Annotated in this window: 16 protein-coding genes; 12 read left to right on the top strand and 4 right to left on the bottom strand. The window is 56.1% G+C overall.

What is annotated here, in order from left to right; translation table 11 throughout:
- Nucleotides 1-81: 81 nt before the first annotated feature.
- Nucleotides 82-732: a response regulator transcription factor gene (locus JH25_RS23100; RefSeq protein ID WP_032876695.1), complete on the bottom strand. Its 651-nt coding sequence runs from the start codon at nucleotides 730-732 to the stop codon at nucleotides 82-84.
- 311 nt (nucleotides 733-1,043) lie between these two features.
- Here JH25_RS23100 and JH25_RS23105 point away from each other — a divergent pair, with 311 nt between their 5' ends.
- The 7 genes from JH25_RS23105 to JH25_RS23125 all read left to right on the top strand — a co-directional run bounded on the left by JH25_RS23105 (nucleotide 1,044) and on the right by JH25_RS23125 (nucleotide 11,819).
- Entirely contained in the window at nucleotides 1,044-1,604 is a 561-nt protein-coding gene (locus JH25_RS23105) for a fimbrial protein (RefSeq protein ID WP_032876692.1), read from the top strand.
- 25 nt (nucleotides 1,605-1,629) lie between these two features.
- Nucleotides 1,630-2,376, top strand: coding sequence for a fimbrial biogenesis chaperone (locus tag JH25_RS23110; protein ID WP_032876689.1), 747 nt, complete (start codon nucleotides 1,630-1,632; stop codon nucleotides 2,374-2,376).
- A gap of 260 nt (nucleotides 2,377-2,636) precedes the next feature.
- Nucleotides 2,637-5,129 (top strand): fimbria/pilus outer membrane usher protein, encoded by a 2,493-nt coding sequence (locus tag JH25_RS0126810; RefSeq protein WP_268872675.1) that lies wholly within the window; start codon nucleotides 2,637-2,639, stop codon nucleotides 5,127-5,129.
- The gene (locus JH25_RS0126805; RefSeq protein ID WP_050549307.1) at nucleotides 5,126-5,827 is read left to right on the top strand and encodes a fimbrial biogenesis chaperone; all 702 of its coding nucleotides are present in this window, start codon (nucleotides 5,126-5,128) and stop codon (nucleotides 5,825-5,827) included. The genes JH25_RS0126810 and JH25_RS0126805 overlap by 4 nt, the downstream gene beginning before the upstream one ends.
- Complete coding sequence (locus JH25_RS23115; protein ID WP_032880994.1) at nucleotides 5,820-7,496, top strand: ShlB/FhaC/HecB family hemolysin secretion/activation protein; 1,677 nt, start codon at nucleotides 5,820-5,822, stop codon at nucleotides 7,494-7,496. Before JH25_RS0126805 ends, JH25_RS23115 begins: the two co-directional genes overlap by 8 nt.
- Before the next feature lie 73 nt (nucleotides 7,497-7,569).
- Nucleotides 7,570-10,587 (top strand): two-partner secretion domain-containing protein, encoded by a 3,018-nt coding sequence (locus JH25_RS23120; protein WP_032876686.1) that lies wholly within the window; start codon nucleotides 7,570-7,572, stop codon nucleotides 10,585-10,587.
- Nucleotides 10,588-10,826: 239 nt separating this feature from the next.
- Nucleotides 10,827-11,819: a fimbrial protein gene (locus JH25_RS23125; protein WP_236648020.1), complete on the top strand. Its 993-nt coding sequence runs from the start codon at nucleotides 10,827-10,829 to the stop codon at nucleotides 11,817-11,819.
- 25 nt (nucleotides 11,820-11,844) lie between these two features.
- On the opposite strand, the gene JH25_RS27815 is transcribed toward JH25_RS23125, so the two are convergent.
- Both JH25_RS27815 and JH25_RS23130 read right to left on the bottom strand, forming a co-directional pair.
- Nucleotides 11,845-12,618 (bottom strand): fimbrial protein, encoded by a 774-nt coding sequence (locus tag JH25_RS27815; RefSeq protein WP_164699494.1) that lies wholly within the window; start codon nucleotides 12,616-12,618, stop codon nucleotides 11,845-11,847.
- Between the two features lie 248 nt (nucleotides 12,619-12,866).
- Nucleotides 12,867-13,613 (bottom strand): hypothetical protein, encoded by a 747-nt coding sequence (locus tag JH25_RS23130; protein ID WP_032876684.1) that lies wholly within the window; start codon nucleotides 13,611-13,613, stop codon nucleotides 12,867-12,869.
- Between the two features lie 238 nt (nucleotides 13,614-13,851).
- Here JH25_RS23130 and JH25_RS23135 point away from each other — a divergent pair, with 238 nt between their 5' ends.
- The 5 genes from JH25_RS23135 to JH25_RS23150 all read left to right on the top strand — a co-directional run bounded on the left by JH25_RS23135 (nucleotide 13,852) and on the right by JH25_RS23150 (nucleotide 19,274).
- A complete protein-coding gene (locus JH25_RS23135) occupies nucleotides 13,852-14,775 on the top strand; it encodes an ABC transporter ATP-binding protein (protein WP_032876681.1) in 924 nt (307 codons plus the stop codon).
- A complete protein-coding gene (locus JH25_RS23140) occupies nucleotides 14,772-15,506 on the top strand; it encodes a heme exporter protein CcmB (RefSeq protein WP_032876678.1) in 735 nt (244 codons plus the stop codon). Before JH25_RS23135 ends, JH25_RS23140 begins: the two co-directional genes overlap by 4 nt.
- A 64-nt stretch (nucleotides 15,507-15,570) precedes the next feature.
- Entirely contained in the window at nucleotides 15,571-17,346 is a 1,776-nt protein-coding gene (locus JH25_RS0126800; RefSeq protein WP_236648019.1) for a Gldg family protein, read from the top strand.
- 217 nt (nucleotides 17,347-17,563) lie between these two features.
- A complete protein-coding gene (locus JH25_RS23145; protein ID WP_164699493.1) occupies nucleotides 17,564-18,379 on the top strand; it encodes a fimbrial protein in 816 nt (271 codons plus the stop codon).
- A gap of 145 nt (nucleotides 18,380-18,524) precedes the next feature.
- Nucleotides 18,525-19,274, top strand: a complete 750-nt coding sequence (locus tag JH25_RS23150; RefSeq protein WP_032876669.1) for an SDR family NAD(P)-dependent oxidoreductase — start codon at nucleotides 18,525-18,527, stop codon at nucleotides 19,272-19,274.
- On the opposite strand, the gene JH25_RS23155 is transcribed toward JH25_RS23150, so the two are convergent.
- Nucleotides 19,271-20,191: an AraC family transcriptional regulator gene (locus tag JH25_RS23155; protein ID WP_032876666.1), complete on the bottom strand. Its 921-nt coding sequence runs from the start codon at nucleotides 20,189-20,191 to the stop codon at nucleotides 19,271-19,273. The genes JH25_RS23150 and JH25_RS23155 overlap by 4 nt on opposite strands.

Raw genomic sequence — 20,191 nt, 5'->3', positions numbered from 1 at the left:
TGCAATACCATGACTGATCAAGAGTCTAGTCGACACATGCTACGCCCCTTAGTCAGCAAGGCGTGCAGGACGCGTCAGTAGTCATGAGGCCGCGCCCCCTTCGGTTAAATGCCCTTCTCGACGCGCAGCGTCAATCATGCCAAGCAGGTGTGAAGTATTGAATTTAAATAGCAAGCGGAGTTTATAGGCGCTCGCAGTTTTATGGCTGATCATTAACAGCTTGGCGATCTCCTGATTGTTATGGCCGTTCGCTAAAAGTTTTAATATGTCTATTTCGCGTCTCGTCAATTTTATTGGCTTCTGTTCACGAGACAAGTACGTGCGCTTGATGGATTTTGCCATTTTTAGAGTGACGTTGGGGAAGTAATTCTTGCCTATTAGCAGTGCTCTTATAGCGAATTGTATTTCACTCAATTCAGCAGTTTTTGAGATGAATCCGGAGGCGCCGGCTTTTAAGCAACGAATTAAATAATTCTCGGCGTCATAGGCGGTGAGTGCGAGTATTTTGCTTGAGCATTTACCCAGGGTCAGTACAGAAATGACGTCCAATCCGTGTATTTCTGGCAGGTCTAGTTCCATTATTAGCAGGTGTGGCTCAAGCATCTTCACCATGTGTAGGGTTTCCTGCCCATTCTCTGTTTCGGCGACGACGGTGTGGCCGTTTTGTTCCAGTAGCCTCTTGATCGAATAACGCATCAGCGCATGGTTGTCGGCGATAACAATGGTGCTCATCCGTAAAATCCTTTTAGGGTAACGTTCCAACTGCTTACGCAGGGCCAAGTCCATCGCAAGTAATACAGGTCTCACGCGATGAAGGTGCCACTAACTTAAATATGGTTTTAGAGATATTGGCAAGAAAATATCGTCAATACGAAATGTCCTTAGCCCTTGTAGGAATGATCTATAAAAAAATAGAACGGGCTTCCTGTATCGTTGTTCTGGTCTTCCGGTAGATGTCGGTAGGTATATAACTAAGTGGTCGCACCATCGTGCGTTGCACTTGCTATTTGCATGGTCGTGAACTTAATTGATAAGGATATGATGTGAAAAATTTCTCGTTGAAAAAGCTGGTTGTAACCAGTTTTCTATGTGCTTTAGTTGCGCCTTCGCTGACCTATGCGGCGGATGGGATTGTGAACTTTTCAGGCAGCATCACAGATGTGACTTGCGACATTAACGGCCAGGCGCCAGGGGAGGGCAACGTGACCAATGTGGAACTGGGGCGGATCGCGCCAGGTACATTCGCCGCGATAGGCAACGCGTCACCGTTTGTGCCGTTCAAGCTGCAATTGTCGGGTGCGCAATGCACTAACGACGCCAAGGTTTCGATCGATTTTGATCAAGTTGAAAATATCGATTCGGTTACCGGCAATCTCAAGCTGATCGGCAGTGCACCTGCAACAGGCGTGCAGATTCAAGTATTCAACGATACGGCCAATGGCAAGAAAATCCAGCTGGGCCAAAGGGAAACAACGCCTCAGGTGGCAGTGGTCAAAGGCAATACTGCGACCTTGTCCTACAAAGCGTCTTACGTATCGACCGCGCCTGCTGTCACTCCGGGTTCTGGCATTTCGTTCGTACGCTACACGCTGGCCTATCAATAACCGCTGACGATGCAGGAGGTGGTTCATGGCGCCGATAGCGCGTACGTATTCTCTCGCCATCGGCGCTGTGTTCCTCGGGCTGTTTGTGCAAGCGTCCCAGGCAGCCATTGTGGTGCAAGGCACTCGAGTGATTTTCCCTGCCAATGTGGATGACGTGACGGTCAGGCTGGCAAATTCAAGTCGTGAGCCGGTACTGGTGCAAAGCTGGGTGGATGATGGGCATGCAGAGATGGCCCCTGAGGATGTCCAGGTTCCCTTTGTTGTCGCGCCTGCGGTCAGCCGGATTGACCCCAGTGGTGGCGCGGTGTTGAGGATCAGTCGAACCCAATCTATCGCTGTCGCCGACCGCGAATCGTTGTTCTGGCTCAATGTGCTGGAAACCCCGCCACGCAGAGCTTCGGATGATGCGGTGTTGCAGTTTGCCTTCAGGACGCGACTCAAGCTGCTTTACCGTCCGACCGCGCTTGCAGCGGGCGTAGACGCTGCTCCCGAGCAGCTCAAATGGACGGTTGTGGCGACGCCCAAAAGCACTGAAGCGACGAACCTGGAGGTTGCGAATCCGACGCCGTATTACGTGTCCTTCGGCCATGTCGAAGTTGACTGCGATTGCCAGGCGTTTCCCGTCAAAACCGGGATGGTTGCACCGTTCGGCAAGACAGTGCTCACAACCTCAACCCGCTTTAACTGCCACGCTAGTGGGCCAAAAGTGCGTTACGAAGCCATCAATGACTATGGCGCAAGGCGGATGTTCGAGCAGCCCGTAGGCCAATAACGCCACAGGCCTCGCGCTTCTTTCCGGTTCCGGCACACAGCCGTGGCATGGGACTGACTATGTTTTTACCTGTTCGATTTCGACCGAGAGCATTCGGTGGTCTGGCTATGCCATGGGCGAATGAAAGTCGTCCTTGGACACTGTTTTTATTCATTGCCGTCCTGTTGGGAGGGCAACTTCAGGCATGGGCTCAGGATGTGCCAACGGCAACGCCTGTCACGCCCAGCCAGTTTGATGAACCGATCATTTTCGATTCACAGATGTTAATGCAAGGAGCGTCCGGCATGGCCATTGATACCACCCGTTTTGAACAGCCGGACCGCAATGTTCCTGGGACTTATCGCCTGGATATCCTGGTCAATGGTCAATGGCGTGCGACCCAGGAGATCGAGTTACGGGCGGTCGCCGGGCTGGTGGACGCACAACCGTGCTATAGCGCCGAACTACTCACGCGTGTTGGCATAGACCTTAAGCGTAGTCGCAGGGGGCGTGGCAGTGATCAACAGAGCGCGGTCCTCCCGCAAGGACTGACCTGCGAAACGCTTGAGCGTTTCGTGCCGGGCGCTGCCATCCGTGTTGACCTGCCCGAACAGAAACTGCACATCACCGTTGCGCAGTACTACCTGCAACGGCCCGCCACCAGCACCTATGTCGACCCGTCCAGTTGGGACAGTGGCGTAACAGCCGGCTTGCTGAACTACGACGCCAATCTGTTCAGCGTTCAGAGCCAAGGGCGCCGCGACACGCATGCCTATTCAGGGTTGAACATGGGCCTGAACCTGGGCGGTGTCAGGCTGCGGCATAACGCCAGCCTGACCTGGTCGCCCACATTGGGTGGGCGTTACCAGCGCGGTTACGCCTATGGTCAGGTCGACCTCACGGGCTGGAAGTCACAGTTACTGGTCGGCGAGAGCACGACCAGTGGTGAGCTGTTCGATGCCGTGTCGTTTCGCGGCGTCCAGCTTGAAAGCGACGACCGCATGTTGCCTGATACGCAGCGTTACTACGCTCCGGTGGTACGTGGCACTGCGACCTCCAACGCCAAGGTTTCGATCTATCAGCGTGGCTATCTGGTCTATGAAACGACCGTTGCGCCGGGTTCTTTCGAAATCGCCGACCTGCAAGCAGCAAGTTTCGGCGGCGACCTGCGGGTAACAGTCACCGAAGCCGATGGTCGCGAACACGGGTTCGTCGTGCCATTTGCCACGACCGTGCAGTTACTCCGCCCGGGCTCTACGCGCTACAGCCTGGTGGCCGGTCAGTTGGTGGATCCCGGTTTGCACGGCCGACCGCCAGTTGTCTTGCAAGGCACCCTGCAACGCGGCCTGGACAACAACCTGACCGGTTACGGCGGCACCGCACTGACCCCCGGCTATGTATCCGGCTTGGCAGGCATGGCGCTTAATACCCGGTTCGGCGGTTTCGCCGCCGACCTCACCGCAGCCAGCACCGAACTCCCCGCAGGGCAGACCCAGCAGGGTTCCAGTTTGCGCCTGTCGTACAGCAAGAACCTGCCCAATAGCCGCACGAATTTCTCGTTACTCGCCTATCGCTATTCAACGTCCGGGTACTTGGGGCTTCACGATGCGGTAGCGCTTCAGGATCGGATGCGCAACGAGTCCGGGCGCGCCACCGACTTCGCCCGCGTACGCGCTCGGTTCGACGCCAATATCAGCCAGGGGCTGGGCACCGATGGAGGCAACGTATATCTCAACACTTCCTCAAGCCAGTACTGGCAGCAAGCGGGGCGGACCCTCAGTTTCTCCATGGGTTACAGCAATCAGTGGCGCGGTAATTTCTACTCGATTGCGGCTCAGCGTACCCATAGCGCCTCACCGGGAGGGCTGCGATATGCAGGGGATCAAGACGACACGCAGCTCACCTTCACATTGTCGATTCCCTTGGGCCGCGATGGGCATGGCGGTGCGGTGATCAACAGTTATGCCAGCCATGACCGTCGCTCAGGCCGGCAGATGTCTACCGGTATATCCGGCGCCTTCAGTGAGCGCGGCGATGCGTCCTATGCCGTTTCGGTCGCCCATGCCGACCAGCAACGCGGCGCCTCCAGCAATGCCAGCGTCAACTACCGCCTGCCTCAAGGTGCGTTCGGTGCAAGCCTTTCTCAGGGGGCGGACTACCACCAGCAATCACTCAGTGCATCGGGTGCCGTAGTCCTGCATCCGGGCGGCGCGACGTTCGCACAAACCCTTGGCGAGACAGTGGGCGTGGTCAGAGCGCTTGACGCCGAAGGCGCCAGGGTCGGTTATGCAGGATCGAGCATTGGCAAGGATGGCTACGCGGTCATCACCAGCTTGAGCCCCTATCAGCTCAACCAGATCGATGTCGATCCGCAGGGCGTGCCCAACGACGTCGAACTTCAAGTCAGCTCGCGCAGTGTCGCCCCCCGTGCCGGCGCCGTGGTGATGCTGGATTTCCCGACGCGTAAATCCCGCCCGTTGTTGATCGACAGCCGACGCAGCAATGGCCAGCGCTTGCCGTTCGCTGCCTCCGCCATTGATGTGCAGAGCGGCCAAGTCATTGGTGCGGTGGGGCAGGGCAGCCGTCTGGTAGTGCGCAGCGAAAAAGAGCGAGGCTCGATTCGTGTGGAGTGGGGCAGCGATGCCGACCAGCAATGCCAAGTGAATTATGCACTGCCCGAGCGCCACGCCCGTGAAGGCAGCGCGTTCGAGCTGCTCAATCTGGTGTGTCACGACATAGACGCCCGGCCTGCAGGTAAGGAGCGCGTGTTGTGAGGTCGCTTTATGCCGTGTGCCTGCTGATTTGCGCGCATGCCAGTAGCAGCCAGGCAGCGTTGACGGTGACGGGAACTCGCTTCGTCTACGCAGCCGATGCACGTGCGCTGACGGTACGAATCAGTAATGGCGGCGAAGCGCCGATCCTGGCCCAGAGCTGGTTGGACCGTGGCCAGATCAATCAAGACCCCTCAGGCCTGTCGGTGCCGTTCGTGGTCAGCCGTCCTTTGTTGCGCTTGGACCCTGGGCAGCGCAGTGCGCTTGAAGTCCGCTACACCGGCGAAGCGCTGCCCGCCGACCGCGAGTCGCTGTTTTGGCTGAACTTCCTTGAAGTGTCACCGCTGCCGCCACGCAGTACGCATCTGCTGCGGCTTTCGTATCGGTTGCGCATGAAGCTGCTGTTCAGGCCGGCGGGGCTGGCGGGTAGCGCGGAAGAGGCGGGCCGACAGTTGACCTGGCGCGCACACCGCAAGGTCCTTGAGGCCTGCAATAAGGCACCGTTTTTTGTCTCGCTCACTGCGCAGCGACTGGAGCCGGGAGCCGCTGACGAGGTTCAGCGCAGCGCCACGATTGCGCCATTTACCTGCGCGAATTTCCCCCTTACCGGGGCTTCGGCGACACCCGCTTTTATCCACTACCAATTTGTTGCTGACAGGGGAGAAATGATCGATGCACGGGCGCCGGTTCACCATGATTAAAGGTTTCGCGACAAGGCCCTTGCTCGCCGTCGGTGTCGCGCTGGCGCTCTCTGGCGTGCCCTCGGTGTGGGCACAAATACCCAGTGCGGGCCGGGTGATGCGTGACATTGAATCTCTGGCACCGGCACCCCTGCCTTCTGCGCCGGTACAGGTCGATATGCCCCCGCCTTCAGCACCGTCTCAGGCAACGCCTGGCGGCGGTATGCAGTTGCAAGTGAAAGGTTTCGAGATCGACGGCAACCAGGTCTTCAATCGCGAGCAATTGCTTGAACTGCTGGCCGATTTGCCCGGCCAGTCGTTGGACCTCGCCGGGCTACGCGCCGCTGCACAACGCATCACACAGTATTACCAGGGCCACGGGTATGCACTGGCGCGGGCTTTTTTGCCCGCCCAGGACATCGATCAAGGCATCGTGCGTATCCAGGTGCTGGAGGGGTATTACGGCCGCATCGAGTTGAACAATCGCTCCCGCGTGATCGATGCTGTGTTGCAGCAACCGTTGTCGGCACTGCGTGCGGGTGAAGCGGTCTACGACGCAGACCTGGAGCAAAGCCTGTTGTTGCTCAGCGATCTTCCGGGCGTGGCAGTAAAAGGCACTTTGCGCCCCGGTTCTCTACCCGGTAGCACTGACCTGGTAGTCGACGCCGAGCCTGGCCCCTGGTACGCCGGCACTCTGGAAGCCGACAACTACGGCGACCGCTACACCGGCGAATATCGCCTCGGCGCCAGCCTGGTCTTGAACAACCCGCTACGCCTGGGTGATGCCCTTAACATGCGCCTGCTGCAAAGCGATCAGCACCAGCGTTACTACCGCTTCGGCTACAGCCTGCCCGTGGGCCCATGGTCGACCACCCTTGGCACTTCCTATTCGCGCATGAGCTACCAACTGGGCAAGGACGTAGAAGTGCTGGAGGCAAAAGGCCAAGCCACCGTGCGCAGCCTCTTCGCTTTGCAGCCCTTGATTCGCAGCCGCACTTTCAACCTCAGTGCGCAATTGCAGTTCGACGACAAGCAACTGCAAGACGATATCGACCTGTTCGACCTGCGCAGCCCCAAGCATGTGGAGCTGTGGACCCTGGGCATCAACGCCAGTGGCCAGGATCGCTGGCTGGGCGGTGGGCAAAGTTTTGTCTCGCTCAGCTACAGCGCCGGGCGCCTGGGTATCGGCGAAGCCATCGACCGCACCATGGATAGGCTCAGCGCCGGCGCCGCGGGGCATTTCACACGCGCCAATCTGAGCCTCGGCCGCTTGCAGTACCTGAGCCCACGCTGGCAGCTGTACAGCCAATTGAATGCGCAGTGGGCGGGTAACAACCTCGACAGTTCGGAGAAGTTTGGCCTCGGTGGCCCCAATGGTGTTCGTGCCTACGCGTTGGGCGCCGGCAGCGGCGACCAGGGCTGGCAGGCCAGTACCGAGCTGCGCTACCTGGCCGCGCCGGGCGTGCAATTGAGCGGCTTCGCTGACCGGGGCGTCATCACGGTCAGCAAGCGGCCCTGGACCGCGCAAAGCAATCAGCGATCACTCACAGCCGCAGGGGTTAGCGCCAGTTGGCGCGGCGTCGGGCAACAGCTCAGCGTCACCGCAGCATGGCCCATCCACGGGACTGAACAGAACGACGCACCGCATCAGGACCCGCGCGTGTGGTTCAGCGCCATTCAGTATTTCTAAGCACATTCGTGCCTGGAAGCAGTACCGCCTTGCAACGCTATGCAAGGCGTCATTTAAGGAAGAGGAAATTCATGTGAACAAGGTTTACTCACTGGTCTGGAACCACGCGATGAGCTGCTGGAAGGTTGCTCACGAAGGGGCTCGTCGGCATTGCAAAACGGGCGCTAAATGCTCGGCCATCGGCGCATTGGCGTTGTTGAGCGCTGCACCGGCATTTGCCTTGCCGGTAGGCGGTACGGTGGTCTCCGGCAAGGCCGATATTTTGGGGTTTGAATCCAATTCGCAAATGTCGATCAACCAGCACACCGATAAGCTGATCACCAACTGGACGGACTTCAGCATTGCCGCTGGGCAAAAGGTGGTGTTCAACCAACCAAACGCCTCTTCTATCGCGCTCAACCGAGTGATTGGCACCAATGTCAGTAGCATCAAAGGTCAGATGGACGCCAATGGTCGCGTGTTTCTGGTCAACCCCAACGGGATCGTGATCGGTCAGGGCGCACAGATCAACGTCGGCAGCTTGATTGCCACCACCAAGGACATCAAGGATGCGGATTTTGTCGCGGGCAAATACACCTTCAGCGGTGTTTCCAATGCTGAAATCAGCAACAGCGGCACGATCAACGCGCAACCGGGCGGCAGTATTGCGCTGCTTGGCAACCAGGTGCGCAACGATGGCGTTATCCAGGCCCAGATGGGCCAGGTTGCATTGGGCGCTGGGAATGATTTCACGGTCAATTTCGACGGTAACCAACTGCTCAACCTTCAGGTCACCGGCGATGCGATCAACGCCCTGGCGCAAAACGGTGGCTTGCTCAAGGCCGACGGTGGTCAGGTGCTGATGAGCGGTAAAAGCGCCAATGCGATGTTGCAAACGGTGGTGAATAACCAGGGCGCCATTGAAGCCAAAACCTTGAGCGGCAAAGCTGGCCGTATCACGCTGGATGGCGGCGATGCAGGTACGGTCAAGGTCGGCGGTTCGCTGCAGGCTCACGCCCAAAATACCTATGGCAGCGGTGGCATGATCGAGGCCAAGGGCGCCACGGTCGAGACCCAACTGGGAACCCAGGTCAATACACTGGCCACCAATGGTCAGACCGGTACGTTTAAAGTCAGCGCCAAGACAGTCCAGATTCAGCCAACTGCAGCATCAGCGGGGAAGACCGCCTACTCCGACACGTTGTCGCGCAACTTGACCAGCACCAATATTGAGCTGGTCAGTACCGACGGTGATTTGAACCTGGCTGGGCCGATAGCCTGGAACAGCGCCAATGGTCTGACCTTGAGCGCGACCGGGAACGTCAACCTCGACGGTAACGTGGATGCGACCGGTAGCGGTGCGCGTGTAGCGCTCAACGCCGGTGGTGATGTGAACGTAAACAGTAAGGTTTCACTGACCGGGCTCTTCAGCGACCTCACATTGAATCACGTAGGGGATTCGGTATTAGGCACGGGCGGTCAGTTGACCTTGTCTGGCGCAGGGGCGACGTACGCCTCCAATGGTGATCGATACACCGTGATCCAGAACCTTGCGCAGTTACAGAACATCAACGCGAACCTCAACGGCCATTACGTGCTGGGTAATAACATCGTTGGCCGTTCAGCTCAATTCAAGGCTATTGGTGATAAAGCCGCGTTCGGCGGTATTTTCGACGGTTTAGGCAACACCGTGAGCAACTTGTGGATCTCCAGCACCGGCAGTAACAGTGGGTTATTCGCGGTCTCCTCAGGCACGATCAGCAATCTGACACTGGACAGTGCGACCATCAATAATGGTGGGTCGCAAGCCTATGGGTTTGCAGCGATCGGAGGGCTGGTGGGGCTGAACGTCGGTACATTGTCCAACGTGACTGCCCGCAACCTCTTGGTCAACGCTGGCAGCAGCGGGGCGAACAGCGTCGGTGGGGTTGTTGGGCAAAACTACGGTGGCACAATCAAAAATGCCGTGTCCAGCGGGCGCGTGGCGGGCAACGCGTATACGCACGCCATCGGCGGTATAGCCGGTGAAAACGTTACGACCTCAGGCGGTACGGCGCGCTTAGACCATGTGGTTTCAAATACCGTGGTGGGCGGCGCCATGCAGCGAGACGCCATGGGTGGCGTTGGCGGGCTGGTGGGTGCCAACCAGGGGGGCTTCATCACTGATGCCATCAGTACCGGGTCGACAAATGGCAACGGCGCCGGCGTCAATGTGGGCGGCCTGGTGGGTTTCAACTCCAACGGTTCGCTTGAGCGCACGGCGTCATCGGGTGAGGTACGCGGCACTGGGGCCGGTAATGTGGGCGGTCTGGTAGGCTTCAGCAAAAACGGCGACATTATCCAGTCAACCTCCACCAGCAAAGTTACAGGGTACGGCGCCATCGGTACCGGAGGCTTGGTGGGAACTAGCCAGAATAGCAGGCTCAAAGAGGTCAAGGCTGGCGGCGATGTATGGGATAGCGCTGGGGAGAATGTTGGTGGTTTGGTGGGAAATAATATTTCCGGCACCATTGATACAGCACAAGCCTTGGGCACTGTCACAGGCGGGCGCAATGCTCGGGTTGGCGGTCTGGTGGGGAACAACTATGAGGGCTCCATCACTCATTCCGTGGCTCGCGGAAAAACCAGCGGGTCGATTTCAAGTCAGGTGGGAGGCCTGGTAGGGGCCAATGCTGGCGAGTTGCAGTCGGTTGAAGCCAGTGGCGCGGTGGTGGGTGGGGAAAGCAGCTATGTCGGCGGCCTCGTCGGCACCCATGGCAGCAACTTCAGCAGTCATATTGAATCGGCCATGGCCAGTGGCACCGTTCAGGGGGGCGTGCGTGCGATTGTGGGCGGCTTGGTCGGTCTAAACCAGAGCTCTATCACCAACTCATCGGCAACTGGCGGGGTCAGTGGTGGCAGCAATGCCACCCTGGGGGGCTTGGTCGGCACGAACGCCGGAAACGTTCGCCTGTCTGTCGCCACTGGGAAGCTCACCGTGTTATCGCCTTATTATGGCCAGACCTTTGGTGGCCTGGTCGGGGCTAACTTCGGTGATATGGCATTCAATGGCGTCTCCGGAGAGGCTGCGCTTGTGCCTTTGTATGGCATAAATTTTGGCTCCATTCGTTGATCGTTAACCTTTCCTTCTAATCCCAGACGGCCTGACGCAGGTGATGCGTCAGGCCGTCTGTTGACTCTGCGATGCCTGATATGAATTCAATACTAAATGTTCGGCGTTCAAGGTCGGCCATAGCGTGCGTCGGCATATGGCTGTTTATATGTGGCGTGGCGGCTGAAGCCGGGACGTTGGTCGACAGTGTTGCGACGTCTTGCACATTCAGCAACGGTATGGGCAGGCCGTGGTCACAAGTGACACCTTTGACGAGTAATACGCCCATTGGCTCGGTGTTATGGGAGCGCGCTGTAGCGCTGAATGCCAACTACAACTTTGCCCCGGCTGCCGGCATTGCCCATGAGTTGGTTTCTATGGGCTATTGGGGACCCGGTACACCGCTGACAGACGGAATTGCCCCCACCAACGTTGACGGCATTGGCCTGAAAATATATGTGAACTCATCGGACGGTCAACGTCGACCGCTGCTGCAAACGCCACTGCCGATCGCGATGGAGAAAGAGCGCGTTCAATATGATTCGTCCGCAGCGCAAACGCGTGGTTCAACGATGGTTACCAACTACATGCAACAGTTGATTCTAACGGTCGCATCCAGCCAACTTCCTGCCGGAAAACTGATCGTCAATCGCGTTGCCGGCAGTTCTCAACTCATGCTTTATGCGGTGGATCTACCCAGGGGCAAAGCTGCTGTTGGCAGTAGTGTGGAGGTCCCTACAGACAACATACCGATTGGCATCTGTCGCGCGCCTTACCTGCTGATGGGGCCCGCTGCTATCAATATGGGGAATGGTGGCCCGATTGAAATTCCAAATACCTGTGACGTGCAAACCTACCAGACGATACCGGTGCAACTGGGGCGCATGAGCCTGAACGATTTTCCTCAGGTGGGTGCGACTTCAATGCCTGTGCACTTCGCCATCGAGTTGAGCCAATGCGCGGCCAATGCCAAGCCGGTGATTACGTTTAATGACAAGTATGGACCTTCTGTGAATTCCACCGTTCTAACGCTTGAGCCGACAGAGGCCAGCGCTCGGGGTTTCGGGATTGTCATGAATAATGAACTGACCCAGCAGGTGATTCGATATGACGGTGCAGGGTATGCGATGAAGCGGGCAGGTGAGGGCGCGAAAATACCTTTGAGTGCGCACTATATTCGAGTGAGCAGTGAGGAAGCGTTGAGGGCAGGCGCCGCTAATGGAACGGCGGAATTTACCTTCACATTTCCATAATGAATGCAGCAGATGCGATACCTTCCTACAGATAGCTCATGACAAATGTTATTTCGGCGTTGGCGGTTCCTGGACTGACTTTCGAGCCACTGGCGATTCGAGAGTAGCGCGCGTTAAGTGGAATTACGAAGCTCCCGCCGGTGGCTGAGTAATCATTGAAAAGCTTTGGTTCGTTTAGGGGGATCGGAGTCAGGTCACTATCAGTGATTTGCAAGCCTATGCCCTGTGCTGTTGAGGTCTGGTTGAGTGCGATTATGCCCTGGCTGCTGTTTAATGACGGCGACGAAGATGTGGGCGTGAGTGTATACATGACCTTGCTGATACCAGCAGGGCAATTGTTGAGTTTAACGCTGAAAGGGATATTTTCTTTAGTAGGCGAGCCATCAGTCGGAATGTCTCCCAGTCTTTGCTGGCCCATGACGACATTCACGTTGGGTGTTTGGCAGGCTGGGCTGGTAATCGTCAAACTGTCTGTTAATCGAATCGTGGACAAGCGAAGTCCGCCATACTTAAGCCCCCCCAGATCCCCGGCCGGAATTGATGCTCCACTCACTACGTCACCTGTCTTTACAATGCGTAGAGCAGCTGTTGTGTTGGCCATACTGCTAGTTGTGGTATTGCCCGCGGTTGTTAAATAACCATACCCTTTTTCTGCTACCCCTCTGTAAATATATTGCCAAGATAGGCCGGTATTGCCTATTGGGAATAAGGCGCTGGTTGTCGGGCTGCTTCCACGATCATTTAAGACGCCCCATGAGTCGTTGCCTGTACATAAGGTCAAAGTGTTGTCGGCATGCATGTAGGTTGCCGATTCAAATACCGTTGAGCCGATGGGCGTGTCTCGAGGTGTCGTAATAAACTTAGGTGGACTAACTGATAATATATTTGTGCCGCTTCCAGCCTTGTAAGTGCACGCTGCCAGGAGGTCATTACTGAATGGTAATAGAAGTAAGAAGGTGCAGATTATTAGCGATGGGTTTATTGATGTCATTCTCATGATGTCATGGCTCTGGTTTTTTTTGAGTGGGTGTAGAGTAAGAGTGTTTTTTAATTGTCGAGGAGAGCATTAAGTTGTTGTTCGGCTGGTTGCATGGATTCAATGACTGCTCTTAATGCGTCCTCTCGCTGGTTTATTATCATTTCTTGATTCTTAAGTTGCTGTGTTCGCAGTTCCAGATCCCTTTCGCGACTTTCCAAGGTTACATATTTTTCCAGTAAGTTTTCTTTGTGGTTGAGCATGTTGGCGACTAGCAATTTAAGACTGGCTTCGATTTTAGAAGTCACTTGCTCGTTAGCCAGTTGCTCATCTGCGAAAATTGATCCAGCGTGTGTTGCATTAAACTCCGGATTACTTAGGTCGCCGAGCAGGGCGTGCTGTGGAGTTTCGTGAGTGTCGCTATGGTAGTGTAAAAGGCAATTAAGCCAGGCATCGCTGATTTTCAAGCTGTAATGGGTGCTTACGGGGCTGCACAGAATATTTGTATCTGCCAGGTCCATTACGCTATAGGTGTCGTCGGTTGGCCTGGTTTCCACTGCACATCCATCGCGTATAATATTTTTGAGCACCTGTGTAGCAGTTGTTAGTACTTCGAGCGAAGTGTCATACATATTAAGAGTAAGTCCCTCACCTTCGAGAGCGGTGAGATAAATTTTAACCATCTCGTCGTCTGATTTCTCATTAAGGCTGTACACCAAAAATCGTCGATCGATACAGGTGGCGCAAAAGCCCAGCAGTACGACAGCATTGAGTAATCGGCCGTGGCCGTCGGGTATCTCGAGCGTGCGCAATAACATGGAAATTCCAGCCTAGTCCGAATGAGGGGGGGTTATGGCGAACATCATAATCTGGTGCCTCCGGCAAGGCTGACAGATAGATCCTACTTAGCAGAGGATAGTTCGACACGCGGCAAGGAGTAATCGGATTCACCTCTGATGAGGTTCCATGATCTGTACTCCGTGGTTAAGGTGAGTCGCGAAACGAAGCGTGCACTCTCAGACGCTTCGCCGCGTCTGAGCAGGTAACTGGGCACCCATGATTGATATAACGCATTTGACCAAACGTTTCGGCAAAGCCCTGGCAGTAAACGATGTGTCTTTCAAGGCCACCTCGGGTGAGGTGCTGGGGATGCTCGGCCCCAACGGCGCGGGAAAGTCCACCACCCTACGTATGCTCACTGGGTTCGTGTCGCCCACCTCAGGCACCGCCAACCTCTTTGGTTTTGATATACGCCGTCAGACGCGCCACGCTCAACGTCTGATCGGCTATGTTCCTGAAACAGCGGCTTGCTATAACGAAATGTCCGTCGCGAGTTTTTTAGGTTTTATTGCTCAAGTGCGCGGCTTGCGTGGGCGCGAAAAGACGGCGCGGGTCACGGCCATGCTTGAGCAATTCGAGCTGATGGAGGTACGTGGCCAGACCATCGATACCCTGTCCAAGGGGTTTCAGCGCCGCGTCGGATTGGCGCAAGCGCTCCTGCATGATCCCAAAATACTGATCCTCGATGAACCCACCGATGGTCTGGACCCGAATCAGAAATACCGCGTGCGCGAGCAACTCAAGGAGTTGGCCCGCGACAAAATCGTCATCATTTCTACCCACATCCTCGAAGAGGTCACTGCATTGTGCAGTCGTGTGCTGGTCATGGATAAAGGTCGGCTGTTGGTCGACAGCACGCCGCTGGAACTGGAAGGTCGTTCGCGCTATCACCAGGCTGTGACGTTGTACGCACCTCGGCCTCTGGATGTCATGACCCTTGGCATGCTGCCAGGCGTTGCAGGTATCGAGGCGGGGCCTGAACCTTTCAGCGTACGGGTGCTGGCGCGCACTGGAGCGGTGATATTACCGGCTATCAATTCGCTGATTGTGAGTCGTGGCTGGGATGTACCACGCCAGGAAGTCGAGCGGGGCTCGCTGGGGGAAGTCTTTCGGCTGCTGACCCGGGAGCAACAACCGTGAGGACGTTCTGGCCGGTGCTCAAGCGCGAACTGTGCAGTTATTTCGTCACTCCCGTCGCGTATGTGTTCACCCTCTTGCTACTGCTGCTCAGCGGTATCAGCACGTTTTACCTGGGCGACTTCTACCAGCGTAACCAGGCCGATCTGGCACCGTTCTTCGACTATCTGCCGTGGCTATATGCGTTGCTGCTGCCGACCCTTGCCATGCGTATGTGGTCCATCGAGCGGCAGAGCGGATCTATCGAGCTGTTGATGTGCCTCGCGGTGGGTACGGCTGAGGCGGTGGTAGCCAAGTTCCTCGCCGCCTGGGTGGTCAGCGGGTTGGCGCTGGCGTTGACGTTTCCACTGGTGATTACAGTCAACTACCTGGGGGCGCCGGACAACGGCGTTATCCTTTGTGGCTATCTGGCCAGTTGGCTGCTGGCTGGCAGTTGCCTGGCCATTGGCGGGTGCCTGTCGGCACTGACCAAGAACCCACTGATTGCCTTCCTTACCGCAATGGCACTATGTCTGGCATTCATGGCCTGTGGCTTCCCGGTGGTATTGGATGTCTTGCGAGGTTGGTCAAGTTTGCCCTGGCTCGATGGCGTGGCTTCGTTGAGTTTCCTCACACATTTCGAGGGACTATGCCGAGGTGTGGTCGACCCACAGGACGTGTTGTACTTTTTCAGCCAGATCATTGGTTGGCTCGCCGCTACCGTGATTGCGGTTGAATTAAAAAAGGCAGTGTGACGCCATGTCATTCAAATCGATGACACGTACCGGCTTGCGCCTCGTGGTCATTATCGCTGGGTTCGTGGCGGTCAACTTCGAGTTGGCACCACGTTTGGCGTCTATGCGGTTGGACCTTACCGAGCAGCAGCTTTACACCCTCAGCCCGGGGTCGCGTCAGATCATTCAGGCCGTGTTGGAACCCACCGATCTGTACTTCTACTTTTCCAGCCAGGCCGCCAGGGACCTTACGGTCATGCGCGGTTACGCGGTGCGCATCAAAGCATTGCTGCGTGAATATGAGCGTGTGTCAAATGGCCGACTACGGGTGCACATTATTGACCCTGCGCCGTTTTCAACGGACGAAGCCCGCGCAGTCGAGCTTGGCCTGCAACCTGCTGCCATCGGCAAGGCGGGTGCGGCGGTTTACTTTGGTTTGGCCATCGTCGACGCCCAGGCGCACCACGCCAGCATCGGTTTCTTTGCGCTTGAACAACAAACGTTCCTTGAGTACGACATCAGCCGCACATTGCAGACGTTGACTCGGCCTGCGCGACCGGTAATTGGCCTGATGTCTTCGTTGCCGTTGGCAGGTGGCTTCGATGTGCAGTCGGGGCGAACCCGACAGCCTTGGCGGATCATGCAGGAGATCGACAATGCGTTTGAAGTGCGCGAACTGGCGTCCGATGTCGACACCATCGACAGTGCACTCAATGTCCTGATGCTCGTGCATCCCAAACGTTTACCAGTGACGACATTGCGCGCTATTGACCAGTTTGTGCTGCGTGGCGGGCGTTTGTTGGTGTTCGTCGACCCCTATAGCGAGCAGGATCGTGGCGATTACTATTTTGGGATACCCAGCAAAGACAAGTCTTCTGACCTCGCGCTTTTGTTCAAGGCGTGGGGCATCAAGCTTCTACCCGATAGCGTGTTAGGCGACAGCCACTACGGTCAGTTTGTGGCATTGGCACAAGGCGTAGAGCCGGTCTGGCAACCGACCGCCCTGGGGCTGTCACCCTCTGCGATGAATGAACAGGATGTGATTACTGCTGGTATTGGCAGCCTTAACCTGACCACTGCCGGTATCTTGAGCGCCTTGCCGGGTGCAACAACTACTCTGACACCGCTGCTGCACAGTTCAGAGCAGGCTATGCCCTACAAGACGGCGCTTCTGGATCACCTGGGAAACCCCGATGAGTTGTCCAAGAGCTTCAAGGCTACCGGCGAGCGTTACCTGATCGCGGTACGCCTGCAAGGGGCGGCACGCTCGGCTTTCCTGGACTCTCCGGGAGCGCTTACCGAGGCGCAGAATATCAACGTTGTGGTGGTGGCGGATACAGACGTATTGAGCGACAACCTGTGGGCGGATGTGCAGCAGCAAGGGGGGCGGCCAGTCACGGAGCCATGGGCCGACAATGCGGTGTTGGTGCTCAATGCGCTGGACAGCCTGTCCGGATCGGATGCCTTGATCAGCTTACGCTCGCGGGGGCATTACAGCCGAACGTTCACTGTGGTCGAACAGTTGCAGCAGCAAGCCCGCGAGCGTTATCGCGACATGAGACGCGAGCTGCAAGATAAGCTCGATCTGGTTGAAAAGCGCCTCGCTGCGTTGGCCGCTGAACAGGGCCGCGATACGCCTCGGACGGCAGAGCAGCAAGCGACTTTTGATCAGTTCAGTAATGAAAAAGATGCGATAGACAAGGAGATGCGTCAGGTCGCGCGCCATCTTAACTTTCAGATTGAGCAATTGGGTGTGCGTATGAGATGGCTCAATCTTGTATCTGTCCCCGTGGTGATTACTTGTTTGTTGTTGTGTGTGGCCTGCTTAAGAAAGCGAGCGCAACGCCAGCGCAATATTTAATAAAGGCACTAACTATATGTGGGGTTTTCGCAGGTGCAGAAGAAGTCTCTGGGTTGTTGTTGTAGGTCTACTGATTGCATTGCCGGGCTCTGCATTGGCAGGTTGTGTAATCAGCGGAAATAAGATATATCCAAAAATCACGGAGGTGCCGTACGACAGTGGGGGTATGATATCTAGTGTTTGGCATACGGGTACCATGATGCTCAAGTGTGTTGGAATGTTCAATGGTACCTATACTAACCAGATGAGTACGGTGGGTGCCTTTGCCGGCACTTCAGTGATGTTTGAAGGGGTTAGTTACAAGCTCTATAAAACGAATGTTGTTGATGTTTTCTATTTTGGTACTTTTGCAGTAGATGATGGAGCAGAACAGCAGTTCGGTTCGGCTACCTACGTAAGTTCCAAGGAAGTAACGGGTCCCGGTTCCGGGACCTCGGCATTTGATCTGAAAGCTTTAGTTAAAATAAGGTTTTATAGCTCCAGCAAGAGCCTGTCTTCCGGTGTGCGCAATATAGATCTTTTAGATCTTGTTCGAGGTGATATTAACTATTCGATTCCCGGCGTCTATTCTGGTAAATGGATTATGCAAAGTGAAGGCTTTTCGTTTGTGGCAAAAGGTACGTCGTGCGTACTGACAACGCCCGCCATCGTCAAGTTGAAACAGGTAAGCATCGTTTCTATTCCTACGATAGGTTCAACGGTAGAAGGGGGGGCGTTCACCTTAAGTTTAGCCTGTAATGCGGGTGCCCCCTCATTCAAGGTCAGTTACGCGATGACTGACGTTTATAATCCAGCGAATACATCTACTGTCTTAACCCTGGCTGCTGAACCTTTGAAGGCGAACGGCATAGCATTGCAATTATCGGACGAGGGCCGGGCCGTTATTTTTTCCTCACCGGTGAAATCTTCAATGGGTAATTTGACGCATGGAGCTCTCAGTAAGGCAATGAGCGTTCAGTACATTCGAACGGAAAAAGTCGCCACGCCCGGAAAAACAACCGCGGCGGTCAGTGTGACATTTACGTACGATTAGTCAGTCGCTCGCGCGAGTTATCGGTGTGCAGTTTGCCGTCTGGACGATCAAGAAGCTTTTCTGGAGTATTGGCTATTAACCGGTTCCTGACATCCTCTTAAGCTGGATTCACTGAGTTTCAGCCAGCAATAGAAAGGAAGTGAACATGAAAAGGTTGCACAAGAAAGTCGCGCTGGTGACCGGCGCTTCCAAGGGCATTGGCGCGGCCATTGCCAAACAATTGGCCCAGGATGGCGCCACCGTCATCGTTAACTACGCCAACAGTCGCGAGGACGCTGACCGGGTGGTTGAACAGATCCTGCAAACCGGCGCCAGGGCACATGCAGTGCAGGCAGATGTCTCCAGCAGCGCCGACCTCAAGGCGCTGTTCAAGACCATTGTGCATGAGCATGGTCACCTCGATATTTTGGTCAACAATGCCGGTGTCTACTCGACCAGCGCCTTGGCCGACATTACTGAGGCGGAGTTTCATCGCCAGTTCAACCTCAATGTCCTGGGTCTGATCCAGTGCACCCAGGCAGCCGTTGAAGTGTTCAACCCTAAGGGTGGCAGCATCGTCAATATCAGCTCCAGCGTCACCTCGTTCACACCTGCCAACTCGGCGGTGTACACCGCCTCCAAGGCTGCGGTTGACGCTATCACTCGTACTTTGGCAAACGAGTTAGGGCCTAGAAATATCCGCGTTAACTCGGTCAATCCTGGGCTGGTCGTGACCGAGGGTGTGCACGCCAGTGGCTTTTTCGAAGAGGCGTTCCGGCAAAAAATTGAAGCTATTACACCGCTGGGGCGCATCGGTCAGCCCGAGGATATTGCACCCGCCGTCGCCTTCCTGGCGTCGTCGGATGCAGGCTGGATCACCGGTGAAACTCTGATAATCGGCGGCGGGCTGCACTAAACCTGGGCGGTGTGCTCGCGCACATAGTGGCGAGGCGACTGCAACATGACACGCTTGAACGCCGTACTGAATGCGCTTTCGGACTCATAACCCAATGAGAATGCAATGGTGGACACCGAGTCATCGGAGTTCTTCAACCGATCACTGGCCAGCAACATGCGCCAGTACGTCAGGTACTCCATGGGGGCTGCGCCGACCACCTGCTTGAAGCGCAACGCGAAGGCCGAGCGCGACATGGTTGCCAGTTGCGCCAGTTCCTGGACGCTCCAGCGATGGGCGGGGTCGGCGTGCATCGCGCTCAAGGCAACACTGAGGTTGCGGTCGGCCAAACCGTAAAACCAGCCGATGCCGCTGCTTTCCAGGGTTGCCAAGTGAGTGCGCAAAACTTCGACCAGCATCAGGTGCGCCAAGTGTTCGTTCATCAGCGAGCGGCCTGGGCGCTTCTGCTGCAACTCCGAGGTGAAGCGCTCCAGCGCCCAGCGCAGGACCGAGGCCTGCGGTTCATTGCCTTGCACGTGAATCAGCGAGGGCAGGCCGCTGAGTAGCAATTGAGTAGGGACGCCGCTGAAGTCAAAGCGGCCACCGACCAACTGAGTTTCATCGCCGCCGTAATGCAGGGCCAGTTCGTCTGCCGCGAGGGTTTGAAAGTGACCGTCGGAATTCATAACCGGCTGGGACATATCGCTGTAGAGCGAAAAAGGCATGCCTCTGGTCATCAGAAAGCAATCGCCCTGATGCAGCCGCTGTGGTTGCTGTTCGCCATCCACTTGCAGCCAGCAACTGCCCTTGACCATCGCCGTGAACTTGATGCCTTCGCGTTCAGGAAAGGTGAAGGCCCAATCACCGCCCAAGGACAGCGTGGCGGAGTGGTAATTACGGATTCTCAACAATGAAAGGACGTCGGACAGAGGATCCAT

It is taken from the genome of Pseudomonas sp. BRG-100, from assembly GCF_000737955.1.
Taxonomy (GTDB): domain Bacteria; phylum Pseudomonadota; class Gammaproteobacteria; order Pseudomonadales; family Pseudomonadaceae; genus Aquipseudomonas; species Aquipseudomonas synxantha_A.
Note: the sequence above shows the minus strand (reverse complement) of the source record. Positions and strands in the feature narration are given on the sequence as shown.